The 13305-nt window shown below is 67.7% G+C and carries 11 protein-coding genes; 6 read left to right on the forward strand and 5 right to left on the reverse strand.

Annotation, left to right across the window (positions count from 1 at the left end):
- Positions 1 to 37: 37 nt before the first annotated feature.
- The 3 genes from aceB (at position 38) to B7495_RS01505 (ending at position 3778) form a co-directional block, all read left to right on the forward strand.
- Complete coding sequence (aceB, locus tag B7495_RS01495) at positions 38 to 1759, forward strand: malate synthase A (RefSeq protein WP_088455025.1); 1722 nt, start codon at positions 38 to 40, stop codon at positions 1757 to 1759.
- A gap of 83 nt (positions 1760 to 1842) precedes the next feature.
- On the forward strand, positions 1843 to 2481 hold the full coding sequence (locus B7495_RS01500) for a GNAT family N-acetyltransferase (RefSeq protein WP_370028209.1): 639 nt from the start codon (positions 1843 to 1845) through the stop codon (positions 2479 to 2481).
- 82 nt (positions 2482 to 2563) lie between these two features.
- Complete coding sequence (locus tag B7495_RS01505) at positions 2564 to 3778, forward strand: IS30 family transposase (RefSeq protein WP_088455027.1); 1215 nt, start codon at positions 2564 to 2566, stop codon at positions 3776 to 3778.
- 31 nt (positions 3779 to 3809) lie between these two features.
- Here B7495_RS01505 and B7495_RS01510 read toward each other — a convergent pair whose 3' ends face one another.
- From B7495_RS01510 to B7495_RS01520, 3 genes are read right to left on the reverse strand one after another with little or no spacing between them, the layout of a single operon-like run.
- Positions 3810 to 5276: a deoxyribodipyrimidine photo-lyase gene (locus B7495_RS01510; RefSeq protein ID WP_088455028.1), complete on the reverse strand. Its 1467-nt coding sequence runs from the start codon at positions 5274 to 5276 to the stop codon at positions 3810 to 3812.
- On the reverse strand, positions 5273 to 6271 hold the full coding sequence (locus B7495_RS01515) for an NADP-dependent oxidoreductase (RefSeq protein WP_240632340.1): 999 nt from the start codon (positions 6269 to 6271) through the stop codon (positions 5273 to 5275). The genes B7495_RS01510 and B7495_RS01515 overlap by 4 nt, the downstream gene beginning before the upstream one ends.
- Positions 6272 to 6313: 42 nt before the next feature.
- Entirely contained in the window at positions 6314 to 6976 is a 663-nt protein-coding gene (locus B7495_RS01520) for a YqaJ viral recombinase family protein (RefSeq protein ID WP_088457818.1), read from the reverse strand.
- A 182-nt stretch (positions 6977 to 7158) separates the two neighbouring features.
- Here B7495_RS01520 and B7495_RS01525 point away from each other — a divergent pair, with 182 nt between their 5' ends.
- Positions 7159 to 7719, forward strand: a complete 561-nt coding sequence (locus B7495_RS01525; RefSeq protein ID WP_134408366.1) for an LPXTG cell wall anchor domain-containing protein — start codon at positions 7159 to 7161, stop codon at positions 7717 to 7719.
- A gap of 87 nt (positions 7720 to 7806) precedes the next feature.
- On the opposite strand, the gene B7495_RS01530 is transcribed toward B7495_RS01525, so the two are convergent.
- Both B7495_RS01530 and B7495_RS01535 read right to left on the reverse strand, forming a co-directional pair.
- Positions 7807 to 9678, reverse strand: a complete 1872-nt coding sequence (locus B7495_RS01530) for a glycoside hydrolase family 2 protein (protein WP_088457819.1) — start codon at positions 9676 to 9678, stop codon at positions 7807 to 7809.
- 78 nt (positions 9679 to 9756) lie between these two features.
- On the reverse strand, positions 9757 to 10782 hold the full coding sequence (locus B7495_RS01535; protein ID WP_088455031.1) for a LacI family DNA-binding transcriptional regulator: 1026 nt from the start codon (positions 10780 to 10782) through the stop codon (positions 9757 to 9759).
- A 251-nt stretch (positions 10783 to 11033) separates the two neighbouring features.
- Here B7495_RS01535 and B7495_RS01540 point away from each other — a divergent pair, with 251 nt between their 5' ends.
- Both B7495_RS01540 and B7495_RS01545 read left to right on the forward strand, forming a co-directional pair.
- Positions 11034 to 12350, forward strand: a complete 1317-nt coding sequence (locus B7495_RS01540) for an ABC transporter substrate-binding protein (protein WP_088455032.1) — start codon at positions 11034 to 11036, stop codon at positions 12348 to 12350.
- Between the two features lie 142 nt (positions 12351 to 12492).
- The gene (locus B7495_RS01545) at positions 12493 to 13305 is read left to right on the forward strand and encodes a carbohydrate ABC transporter permease (protein WP_240632341.1); all 813 of its coding nucleotides are present in this window, start codon (positions 12493 to 12495) and stop codon (positions 13303 to 13305) included.

Here is a 13305-nt window from a genome sequence, read left to right on the forward strand (position 1 = left end):
CCCAGACATCCGCATCGCTTCGAAGGAGAAAACGATCATGACCACGACAACCCAGGCGACGGCCGAACGGCCGACACCGCCCACCACCGGGCGGGCCTTCGGTGAGACCAGCACCGGCAGCTTCGCCACCATCCATCCGCACCTCGAGGTGACTGGGTCCCTCGGTGAACGCTACGACGAGATCCTCACCCCGGCGGCCCTGGAGTTCCTCGCCGAGCTGCATGACCGCTTCGCCGGCACCCGGCACGACCTGCTGGCCGCCCGGCTGCAGACCCGGGTGGACGCCGCCAACGGGCGCGACCCGCGGTTCCTGCCCGAGACCGCGCACATCCGCGATGACCCGACCTGGCGGGTGGCCGGCGCGGGCCCCGGCCTGGAGAACCGCCGGGTGGAGATCACCGGGCCGACAGACCGCAAGATGGCCATCAACGCGCTCAACTCCGGCGCGGCCGTGTGGCTGGCCGACCAAGAGGACGCGACCAGCCCCACCTGGGTGAACGTGATCGAGGGCCAGCTCACCCTGCACGACGCCGTGCGCGGCACCTTGTCGTACGACGGCCCAGACGGCAAGGCGTATCGGGTCACCGGCGCCCCCTCCGACCGGCAGGATGGCGGCACCCCGGGGTCCACCCCGACCATCGTCATGCGCCCGCGCGGCTGGCACCTGGTGGAGAAGAATCTCACCTTCGTCGACCGGGCCAACCGGCGGATGCCGGCCTCCGGCAGCCTGGTGGACTTCGGCCTCTACGCCTTCCACAACGCGCACCGGCTGATCGAGAACGGCAGCGGTCCCTACTTCTACCTGCCCAAGCTCGAGAGCCACCTCGAGGCGCGGCTGTGGAATGACATCTTCAGCCACAGCGAGGACCACCTGAACCTCGGACACGGCACCATCCGCGCCACGGTGCTGATCGAGACCATCCAGGCCGCCTTCGAAATGGAGGAGATCCTCTACGAGCTGCGCGACCACTGCGCGGGCCTGAACGCCGGGCGCTGGGACTACATCTTCAGCATCATCAAGACCTTCCGCGCCAGGGGCCGCCGGTTCGTGCTGCCCGACCGCAAGGAAATCACCATGACGGTGCCGTTCATGCGGTCGTACACCGAACTGCTGGTGGCCACCTGCCACCGCCGCGGCGCGTACGCCATCGGCGGGATGAGCGCCTTCATCCCGAACCGGCGGGACCCCGCCGTGACCGAACGAGCCCTGGAACAGGTGGCCGCGGACAAGCGCCGCGAGGCCGGTGACGGCTTCGACGGCACCTGGGTGGCGCATCCCGACCTCATTCCCACCGCGAGGGCCGAGTTCGATGCCGTGCTCGGCGACCGGACCAACCAGCTGGAGCGCACCCGCGATGAGGTCCAGGTCACCGCGGCCGACCTTCTGGATGTGGCGTCGGCCGGCGGTCAGATCACCGAGGCCGGGGTGCGCGGCAATGTGCGCATCGCCCTGCGCTACATCGAGTCCTGGCTGCGCGGCGTCGGCGCCGCGGCGATCGACAACCTGATGGAGGATGCCGCCACCGCGGAGATCTCCCGCTCGCAGATCTGGCAGTGGATCCACGACAACTCGGCCCTCGCCGACGGTCGCCGGATCGACGCGGACTGGGTGGCCGGGCTGGTCGCCGAGGAGATGGCGGCGTTGCCCCGTACGACAGGGGACAGGTTCGATGACGCCCTCGAGGTGCTCAGGGCCTCGGCGCTCGAACCCGAGTTCCCGACCTTCCTCACCGTCGCCGCCTACGCCCGCTACCTGTAGGCGACAGGCGTCAGCGAACGGCCCCGCCGGTACCCCCGGCCGGGCCGTTTGCGCGTCCGGAGTCGGACTGAGAAGCTGGGACGGTGACCGAGACCACACCGACAGACCCTGCTTCGACAGGCCCCGCACCGACAGGCCCCGCACCGACAGGCCCCGCACCGACCGCCCCTGCACCGACCCGGCCCGCCGCCGAGGTGCGGATTCGCCCGGCTCGTCCCGACGAAGCCGCGGCGCTCGCCGAGCTGGCCGAGGCCACCTTCGCCCTGGCCTGCCCGCCGCACACCAGCGCCGACGCCATCGCCGCGTTCCTTACGCGTGTGCTCGCCCCGGCGAACTTCGAGGCCTTCCTCGCCGACCCGGACCGACTCCTGCTCGTGGCCGAAACCGGCGCGGGCACCCTCACCGGCTACACGATGCTCGTCTTCGGTGAACCGCACGACGCGGATGCCGCCGGCGCGATCCGGATCCGCCCCACCGCCGAGCTGAGCAAATGCTATGTGCGCGCCGAGGCGCACGGCAGCGGCACGGCCGCCGCCCTGATGGCGGCCACGCTCGATGCCGCCCGGGAGCGTGGGGCCGCCGGCTCCTGGCTCGGCGTGAACCAGGAGAACGTGCGCGCCCTGCGCTTCTACGGCAAGCACGGCTTCGAACAGGTGGGTATCAAACGGTTCCTGGTGGGCGAGCGCTACGAAGACGACTACGTGCTGGAGCGCGCCCTCTAGAGCCGCGGACCGTGAGAAAAGCCCCGAAAACCTCGGGCAAAGTCATACGGTCGTAGCAACGCTCTGATTCAAGGAGTGTTGGATGGTCAAGCTTTTTCCGGCGGGAACGCGGACGAGGTTCGTGGATTTGGTCTGCTCTGGGGGTGGTTTGCGGGTGTCTGCGGCCTCGTTGGGCGCGTCGGTCAATACCGCGACGCAGTGGTGGCAGCAGTCTGGCGGCATGGCCCTAAGTGCTCCGAGATCCGTTGTTGGTGGCGTCGCCGATCCCGCACCGGGCGGTGGTGTGGAGGGCGGTCGGGCGTTGACGTTGGCCGAGCGCGCGATGATCCAGTTCGGCCGTCGCAAGGGCCTGAGCTACGCCGAGATCGGCCGGGAAATCGGTCGGAACAAGTCCGTGGTCTGGCGGGAAGTGCACCGCAACACCAGCCTTGATGGCGTCTACTACGCGTCCGTCGCGCATACCAAGGCACACCAGGCCCGGCATCGGCCCAAACGGCTGAAGTTGGTCGACAACGCGGCGCTCTGCGAGTTGATCGAGGTCTGGATGGATGACGGGTGGAGCCCGAAATTGATCTCGGCGATGTTGGCGCATTACTTCGACGGTGACGAGACTATGCAGGTGAGCCACGAAACGATCTACCATGCGCTGTACGTGCAAACCCGCGGAGAACTACGAGCTGATCTGGCTAAAAGTCTCTCGACGAAGCGCACGAAGCGTGTTCCGCACTCCACGGACCGCAAATCGAACAGTCCCTATAAGGACGCGTTGAAGATCAGCCAGCGACCGGCGGAAGTCGCCGATCGGGCCGTTCCGGGGCATTGGGAAGGTGACCTCATCATCGGCGGCGGAGACGATTCGTCCGCGATCGGGACCCTCGTAGAACGCAGCACCCGGTTCACGATCCTGCTGCATTTGCCCGGGCCTCACACGGCCGACGAAGTCGCGACCGCGATGATCCGCGAGATGCGCCACCTGCCCGATCACCTGCGCCGTTCAGTGACCTGGGACCGCGGCACGGAACTGGCCGACTACGAGCGCATCCAACTTGCCTTGGACACCAAGCTTTACTTCTGCGACCCGCACTCGCCCTGGCAGCGCGGAACCAACGAGAACACGAACCGGCTGCTGAGGTTCTGGTTCGAGAAAGGCTCGAACCTCTCCGGCCACACCGCCGACGATCTGGCTCGCGTCGCAGCGAAACTCAACCGCCGGCCCCGACCCACCCTCGGCCTCGAAACCCCAGCCAACCGGCTAGCCCAGCTGCTCACAGCAGCACAAACCACCGGCGTTGCTTAGACCGCTTGACTTTGCCTCGAGATTCCGGGGGTTAACTCACAGGTCGCGAGTTCTTGACCTGCTCGTAGGCGGCCAGGGCGGCCCGGCGGGTTTCGCCGAGGTCGACGATGGGCTGCGGGTAGGCCCCGGTGCCCCACTCGGGCACGTTCTGCCGCACGTACTCGTTGGCGGGATCGAACTTCGCCGCCTGCAGTTCGGGGTTGAACACCCGGAAGTACGGCGCGGCATCCGCCCCCGACCCGGCCACCCACTGCCAGCCGAACGGGTTGCTGGCCGGGTCGGCGTCGACGAGGGTGTCCCAGAACCACTGCTCGCCCAACCGCCAGTCGATGAGCAGGTTCTTGATCAGGAACGACGCCGTGACCATGCGCACCCGGTTGTGCATGCTGCCGGTGCGCCATAGCTCACGCATGCCGGCATCCACCAACCGGAAGCCGGTGCGGCCCTGCCGCCAGGCCTGTAGGGCGCGCTCGTCCAGCGGCGGCCAGGGGAAGGCGTCGAAGCCGGGGCGCAGGTTGGCCGTGGCCAGATCGGGTGCGTGGAAGAGCACGTGGTACGCGAACTCACGCCAGCCGACCTCGGTGAGGAACCGGGTCGCGCTGCTGGCGGCTGCGCCGGTGAGGCCCCGCCGGGCGACGTCGGTGGCGTGCCAGATCTGGTGCGGACTGATCTCGCCCCAGCGCAGGTACGGCGAGAGCCTCGAGGTGGCCTGTTGCGCCGGCAGGTCGCGTTCGGTGCCGTACCGCGGCAGGGCGTCGTCGAGGAAGGCTGCGAGCAGCTGCTGCGCGGCGCCTTCGCCGGGGGTCCAGGCCTCGCGCAGCCCGTCGGCCCAGTCCGGGTGGCGCGGCTCCAGCTCCCACGAGTCGAGGTCGTCGGAGGGCAGGGTGGCGGGGGCGCTGCGCGCTGGGCTGGCTGCGTCGGTGTCGCCGGGCAGATCGAGTGATGCCGGTGCGGGGTAGGGCGTCCGTGGCGGTGGGCCGGCGGTGCAGGCCCGCCAGAACGGGGTGAATACCGTGTACGGGGTGCCGCCGCCGGTGCGGATGGTCCACGGTTCGAAGAGCAGGGAGCCGGCGAAGCTGTGCGCCACGACGCCGGCCTCGGTGAGGCTCGCCTTGATCTGGGTGTCCAGGTCGCGCTCGGCGACGCCGTACCGCCGGTTCCAGAACACCGCGCCGGCGCCGAGCTCATCGACGAGCTCGGCGATCACGGTCGCCGCGGCACCGCGGCGCAGCACCAGGCGGCCGCCGAGGGCCGCCGTGTCGGCGGCCAGGGAGACCAGGCTCTGGTGCAGCCACCAGCGGGCGGCGCCGCCGAGCGGGCGGATGCCGGGGGATACCTCGTCGAGAAGATAGACCAGCGTGAGCGGCCGACCGCGGTCGACTGCGGCGGTGAGGGCTGGGTTGTCACCCAGCCGCAGGTCATCACGCAACCAGACCAGCGAAGGCCCGTCGGGATGGGCCGGGGCTGTGTGGGCCGCGGAACCGCCTGCGCCGGTCACGCGGCACTCTCGTCGACGTCGGAGACCCGCAACACGATCTTGCCGCGGGTGTGGCCGCCCTCGATGGCCCGGTGTGCGGCGGCGCCGTCCTCGAGATCGAAGACCGAGTCGATGTTCACCCGCACGCTGCCGTTGTCGATCAGTGCAGTGATGGTGTCGAGCACCCGGGCGTCGGCGGCGACCTTGTAGCCGGTGGCGCGCACGCCCGCGGCGGCGGCGTCGGCCTGCATGGTGGGCCAGCTGCCGGTGGGGGCGTTCACGAGCAGGCCGTCCGGTCGCAGCACCGCGAGCGAGCGGGTGCCGGTGTCATCGTGCACATTGCCGATCAGGTCGATGACACTGTCGAGGTTCGTGAGGTTCTCCTCGAATCGGGTGGTGCTGTAGTCGATCACCTCGTGCGCGCCGAGGCGCTGCAGGAACTCGATCGAGGCCGTGGAGCCCGTCGCGATGACGTGGGCGCCCAGGTGCCTGGCGAACTGCACGGCGAAGTGGCCGACGCCGCCGCTGCCGGCGTGGATGAGTATCCGCTGGCCGGGCCCGGCCTCGGCGAGGTTCACCATGCCCCAGGCGGTCATCGCGGCCAACGGGATGCCGGCGGCCTCGACATGGCTCACCGCGGCGGGCTTGCGGGCGACGGACAGGCTCGACATCACGAGGTATTCGGCGTAGCTGCCCGCGATCCGCGGCGGCCGGGCCATGCCGTACACGGCGTCGCCGGGCTGCAACTCAAACGTGTCGTAGGGGGCGCGCACGACGACCCCGCTGAAGTCGTTGCCGAGCACCGTGGGGTAACCGCCGATTGCGGCTGCGGCGCCGGACCCGGCCCTGGTCTTCGCGTCGATGGGGTTGATGCCCGCGGCCACCACGCGCACGAGGAGCTCGTCGCCTACCGCGATGGGCAGTGGAAGCTCGGCCACGTGTAGTTCGTCGGGGCCGCCCGTGCGGTCGATGACCAGGGCGCGCATGGAGGTGGGCATAACCGGGGAAAAGGGCATGTGCCTATTCTGCGCCACTATCCTGGCGTCTTCCCGGCCGGCTCAGCGGCCGTAGTCGTAGGGTGGCGGGGCGGCGGCACGCTCGCGCTCGCGCTGGTGGTTGAGCAAATCGATCAGCTGGTCGGCAAAACCCACCAGGATCCTGATCTGGTCGTCGTCCCGGTCGATCCAGCGGCACTCCGGCACAGCGTTGCGAGGCACGAAATTATCGTGCTCCTCCCACACCAGCAGGGTGCGGTCGGCACCGAGCACGTACTGCTGCCACCAGATCTGCCGCAGGTAGGAGCGGGGGATGCTGCGCCAGGGCTTGCTTGTGGTCTTGATCTCGGCGAGTTCGAAGACCCCGTTGCCCGCCAGGCCCAGGCCGTCGGGAGTGGCCAGGTGGCGGGGTTGACCCGCGGCGTGGAAAAGGTTGGTGCTCGGTTCGATACCGTAGTTCGCCAGCACCCACGCCGCGATCTCGGGTTCCCGGGCCCGACCGTGGTCGGTGTACGGGTTACCGCCGAAGCCGCTGCCGTTGATCTTCTCCCTCGCCGCGTTGTGCACGGATTTCTCGGTGGCGAGCTTGGCGACATCCGTGGCGGTGATGCCCTGGCTGCGAGCGCGCAGCCAGGCGACCCTGTCGGTGGAGTCGGCGACGATGCGCAGTAAATGGGCGCTCACGGGCCGTGCGGCGGGCGCGGCCGGCGCCGGCGCTGCGAGCATGTCGCCGGTCTCCTCGCCCAGGTCGAACAGGGCGAGCAAGTCATGGGGCACCTGCCCATTCTGCCGCACGCAGAGGCCGGATTTGTGCGGCCGGGCCGATGCCCGAAGGAACGGATGATGGGTTGGAAATCCCAAGCCGACTCGGACTGACTGCCGTGCCGGCGTTCGCCCACACTCCGGCCGTGACCACTGACTGCACGTCGCTGTCGATGAAATTCGAGAGCTACAACGTGATCGCCGCGAAGCCGGCCAGCGGCGGCAAACCGGCCGTTGCGGCCGACGCCACGCCGAACACGGTCACCGTCACCATCGACGGCGTCGCCTCGGCGCCGGTGAAGTTCGGCAAGACCTATGCCTCGACGATCGCACTGGACGGCCAGACGTCGCACACCTATTCGGTGGTTCTCGGCACGCACGACGGGTATGACCGCACCTTCGCCGACACGACTGTCGCCTGCCCGACCCCGACGCCCTCAGTGCCGCCGACGCCCACGCCGATCGTGCCTTCGGTGAGCGAGACGCCCGCACCGATCGTGCCGCCGGTGAACGCCACGCCCACCCCGACGGCGACTGCCGTCACGCCGGCAGCCGTGACGGCGCCGGCGCCCACCCCCGCGGCGTCAACGCGTGAGCTTGCCGAAACCGGCGTCTCGACCTGGAGCGTTCCGGCCGTTGCGGCGAGCGTCCTTGCGATGCTCCTTGGCGCCGGCCTGCTGCTGGCCCGCCGGTTCCGCCGCGCATAACCCGGCACAACCCCCGAGAACGCCCCGGACGAGGAATCGTCCGAGGCGTTCTGTCGTACTCGCGAGCACCTGCGGCCAGGTGGCCCGCTAACCGAGCGGGGGCCCGTCGGGTGCGGTCTGCGTGATGATGGCGCGAAGCAGGTGCATGGGCACCTTGGGCCTGCGGTTGTCGTCGAGCAGTCCGTTGGTTTCCTGGAGGGTGTCGGTCAGTTGGGTGTAGCAGAACCCGGCCAGGAACGAACTGGAGTGGATTGCCGCCACGACGGCGTCCAGACGCTCGAGGAAATCGTCCGCGGTCTGGGCGCTCGAGTAGCCCCAGGCGTCACTGTCCGCATAGTGGGTGGCGAAGGAGATGCCGCCGAATTCGGTGAGCATGACGGGCCGCTCACCGATCTCCTGGCCGGCGAGAAGGAGACGGCGCCCCGCGGGCCCGAGGTCGCTGAGAAGCCTGCGTTTTGCGTCGTCGTCGCTGTAACGCTCGCGGAGGGTGTCGCCGATCGATTCATAGTCGTGCACCGAGAGGATGTCGGAGTCGATGTGCTCCCAACCGTCGTTGGAGATCACCGGGCGGGACGGATCCAGTGTGCGGGTGAGCGCGACGAGTGCCCGCGCGTAGTTCTGCTGCGCGGGGTCATGGGCGATGTGCTGCACGCCCCAGCTCTCGTTCAGCGGCACCCACGTCACGAGAGAGGGATGCGAGAGGTCCCGTTCCACGACTTCGGTCCACTCCGCCAACATCCGCCGCACGGCCGTGGCGCCAAATTCGAAGGCGCCGGGGGTCTCGCCCCAGACGAGGAGGCCGAGCCGGTCCGTCCAATAGAGGAAACGGGGGTCCTCGATCTTCTGGTGCACACGAGTCGCGTTGAAACCGAGTTCCTTGATGAGCTCGACGTCCCGGCGCAGGGCCTCCGGCGAGGGGCTGGCGAGATGCGACTGGGGCCAGTATCCCTGTTGCAGAACAGACCTCACATAGTAGGGCCGGTCGTTCAGAAGGAACCGGCCGCGAGCGATCGCCGCCGAGCGAAGGCCGAAATAGGAATGTACGACATCCACAGCCGTCCCCTGCGTGTTCGTTGAGGAACCGGTGCGTACCGTCAAAGTGGCATCAATCAGCCGTGGCGACTCTGGGGTCCACAGCAGCTCTTCGTAGGCTTGACCGTTCACCTGAGCCGGGAGCGCGATGGTGAAGACCTGGGTCGTCGCGGTGACGGCTACCGTCGCCTGGGTCAGGGGATCACCGTCGACACTCAGGCTGAGGGACACCGTCGTGCCGGCCGTGGGCCGTCGACTGACATCGATCCGAACACGAACCGTCGCATTCGGCAGGTCCGGTATCCAGTGCACGAGAGTGACGGCCAAGGGGTTCGTGGACTCGAGCCAGACCGGCTGCCAGATGCCGCTGGTGCGGTGATACCAGATTGAGTGCGGTTCGACGCGCCAATCCTGTTTGCCGCGCGGCTGAGTCACGTCGAGGGGATCATCCTCAGCCCTGACCACTATGGAGTGTTCGGCCACACCGGCCACGACCGCGTCGGTGATGTCGAAGGAGAAGGGGGTGTGCCCACCCTCGTGCTGACCGAGAAACGTTCCGTCGACCCAAACGCTGGCGCGATAGTCGACCGCGCCGAAGTGCACGCGCAGACGCTGGCCCGTGAAGAAGCCGGCCCGCGCCAGGTCGTTGTCGTCGAAGGACCGCGAATACCAGGCCACCGGGTGGAACCCGGTGTCGTGAATGCCCGAGGCGGCGGACTCGAAGGGGAACGGAACCTGAATGGTTCGATCGAATCGCGCGTCGGCGAACCAACGGGCTGCCAAACCGATGTCGGCGTCGTCGAAGGCGAAGCCCCAGTCCCCGGACAGTTCGGTCCAAGCGGGGCGGACGAGCTGGGGGCGCGGGTAGCGCCCGTCCTGCTGGCTGGCGCGAAAGACGGCGGGCGCGAGATCGACGGTGCTACTCATGTCCTCCATCATGCACTGAATTTGCAGCGCTGTAAATCCGCAAATTGAATTGATGCCGTCGCAGCCGGCCCGGTCGGTTCAACCGTGGGGTACTGCTGGCGCGCTTTCCCGAATGACGAGGTCGAAATCCACCAGGCGATGGCGCCCCAGGCCGGTGTAGCCCATGATGCGCTCTTCCAGCATTTCGAGGGCGACGCGGGCCAGCGCGGGCATGTCCGGGGCGATCGTGGTGAGGCTCGGGAAGGTGACGGCTGCGAAGGAGATGTCGTCCCAGCCCACGACGGCCACGTCGTCGGGAATCCGGATGCCGCGTTCCTGGAGAGCGCGCAAGGCGCCGATCGCTGCGAGGTCGTCCCGGCACACCAGGCCGTCAAATCGCAGACCGCGATCCAGGGCTGCTCCGACGGCACGGGCGGCCTCGGCTGGAGCGATGGCCCGGGTGGGGATGAGCAGGGACATATCCAGGACCAGCCCCGATTCCTCGATCCCCTGCTGGTATCCGATGAGTCGCTGCGTGGACGTAGCGGATTGGCCGCTCTCCTCGTGACCCACGAAGGCAATTCGGGTCCGTCCGAGGGCGCTGAGGTGGCGCGTGGCCCGGTTGGCGGCGGCGACGTTGTCGATCATTACGTGGTCGACACCGATCGGCGCCGCGCCCTCGCCCAGCAGCACCATGGGTATGTCGCTGCGGCGCTGGGCCACTTCGGTGGACGTCATCATCGAGGGTTGGAAGAGCATGCCGTCGACGAGGCCGGCCTCACTCGACGAGAGGACGGCCCGCTCGCCGGCGATGGTGCCGGATGTCTCCTCGAGGAGCAGTCGGTAGCCGGCGCCCGTCGAGGCGGCTGCCGCTGAGACCAGACTCGCCAGCTCGGAGAAGTAGGCCAGGCGCACATCGGCGAACGCGAGTGCGATGAGGCCCGTGCGTCCCGTGGCCAGGCGTCGGCCGAGGGCGTTCGGCCGGTAGCCCAGATCATCGATGGCGCGTTGAACCCGCTCCCGCATCGCCGCGGAAACGTGGGGATGGTCGTGCACGACGTTCGACACTGTCTTCATCGACACGCCGGCGTGAACGGCGACGTCCTGGAGTCGCACTCCGGCCATTGCTGCTCCTTGAGTCGGCGCTGCGGGGGCGCGTGAGGGTTTCATCCATGACTCTAGCCTTCGTGCCCGTCTGCTTCGTGATGCGAAGGAAGCTTGACGGATGACTTTCTAGCGCTGTAAATTTATCCCGTCGCATCATCCGCTTTCTGAAGCCGTGCCGGAATGAACACATCACCCGGTCCGGCACCGGCCGGGCACCTGATCCGACTCATTCATCGCCGCGAGTCGGCGACTACTCAAAGGAGAGCACCATGAAGGAAGGATTCGCGCGTCGCGCGATTGCCGCAACCTTGGCGGTTGGAATGGGGGTTGCCCTCGCCGGTTGCAGCACTGGAGGCACGAGCGCCGGTGGTGGAGCCGTGTCCGGCGCGGACTACACCGGTCCCGACGTGACGATCAGCTTCTGGAATGGGTGGACGGGCGGCGCCGCCCCCGTTCTCGTACCGAAACTCGTCGAAGAGTTCAACTCTGAGCACCCGAACATCGTGGTCAAGAACGTTCCCATGGAGTGGGGGGACATCTCGAAGAAGATGCCGCTGGCCATCAAGGCGGGCAAGGGCCCCGACGTGGCCGTCGCCCACGGTGACGATGTCGCCACCTACGCGGCGCAGGGCCTCCTCCTTGAGGCCGACGCCATCATCGACGATCTCGGCTACTCCGCCGATGACTTCCCCGAGGGCCTGATGGACGCCGGCGCATACTCCGGCAGTCAGTACGGGATTCCCTGGAGCGTGACGCCGCTTGGCCTCTACGTCAACAACGATGTCCTGAAATCCGCCGGAATCGACCCCGCGACGGTACCCGCCGACAAGGACGGCTACATGGCCGCACTCGAGACACTCAAGGCAGCAGGCATCCAGGGCGAGTGGGTCGACGGCTACGTCTTCACCGGCACCTTCGAGTTCCAGTCCCTGCTCTGGCAGTTCGGTGGCGACCTGTACAACGACGATGTGACCAAGGCGACCTTCAACTCCGAGGCCGGCGTGCAGGCCCTCACTCACATGACCGACCTGATCGACCAGGGCTACAGCCCCGCGAATGTGGCCCAGGACGGCAACATCAAGGGCCTGCTCTCCGGGCAGACCGCTTACAACTGGAATGGCGTCTGGCAAACGACCAATGAGGCGTTCGACGCGCTGGACTGGACAGCGGCACCGGTTCCCCAGATCGGAACCGAGAAGGCCGTCTGGTCGAGCTCGACCCACTGGATGTTCCTGAACAACAAGGGCCAGGACGCCAACAAGACCTCCGCGGCAGCGACCTTCGTCAAGTGGATGAACGAGAACTCCAGCGGTTGGGCCGAAACCGGTGAGCTGCCCGCAGCAAATGACGTTCGTAACGACCCCGCCCTGATCGAGGCGTACCCCAACCTCGCGACCTTCATCGATGAGCTTCCCTACGCGCACTACGAGACCAGTGCGCCGGGCATCACCGCCGCGAACGCGCTCATCACCACCGCGCTCAACGAGGCGCTGACCGGCAAGAAATCACCCGCGGATGCTCTCGACGACGCGGCCAAGCAGGCCGACGCGATCCTGAAGCAGAACGAGGCGAAGTACGGTGACTAGTCTGGCGCCCCTCCCCCCGACCGCCGTGGCGACCCCGACCCCTGCCCCTCGGCGCGCGAGCGCCGGGGGGTCGGGGACCCGCAGGCGAACCTGGACGGCCTATGCCTTCCTGGCTCCGTTCCTCGTTCTCTTCGCTACCTTCGTGGTCGGTCCCGCGGTCTTCGGAGTCTGGATCAGCGTCACCGACTGGAGCCCCTATAAGACCGAGCAGTCGTTCATCGGGCTGCAGAATTACATCGATCTCGTCACGCCGGGTTCGGTCTTCTTCGGCGATTTCTGGCAGAGCCTGGGTGCCACCGGGATCTTCACGGTGGCGAGCGTTCCCTTCCTGCTCGTGATCCCCCTCGGTGTGGCGCTGCTGCTCAACCAGAAAATTGCCGGCGGAACCGTGTTCCGGGCGATCTTCTTCGCACCGTTCGTTCTGGGTGTCGCGGTGATCGGAGTGATCTGGAAGTACATGCTCGACACGCAGTCGGGCATGATCAACCACCTCCTCGGCCTGATCGGTCTCCCCTCCGACATCCCCTGGACCGTCGACGTGCCGTGGGCGTGGGTCTCGCTGGTGGGCGTGACCGTCTGGTGGACTCTGGGGTTCAACGCCGTCATCCTGCTCGCCGGTCTCAAGGGCATCAACACCGACCTCTACGAAGCGGCCGCGCTCGACGGGGCGGGGGCGATCCGCAAGTTCTGGAACGTCACCCTGCCTGGACTGCGGCCGGTGATGCTCTTCGTCAGCACCACCACGATCCTGGCGTCCGCGAACATGTTCGGGCAGTCCTACCTGCTCACCAAGGGCGGGCCGGCCAACCAGACCCGCACGGCGATCATGTACATCTCGGACCAGGGGCTCTCGCAGAACAACATGGCGGCGGCGGCGGCCATGAGCTACGTGCTCTTCGCCTTCCTGGCGATCATCAGCGTGATCAACTTCCGCCTCCAGCGGGACAAACCCTAA

This window comes from Cryobacterium sp. LW097, assembly GCF_002205495.2.
GTDB lineage: Bacteria > Actinomycetota > Actinomycetes > Actinomycetales > Microbacteriaceae > Cryobacterium > Cryobacterium zongtaii.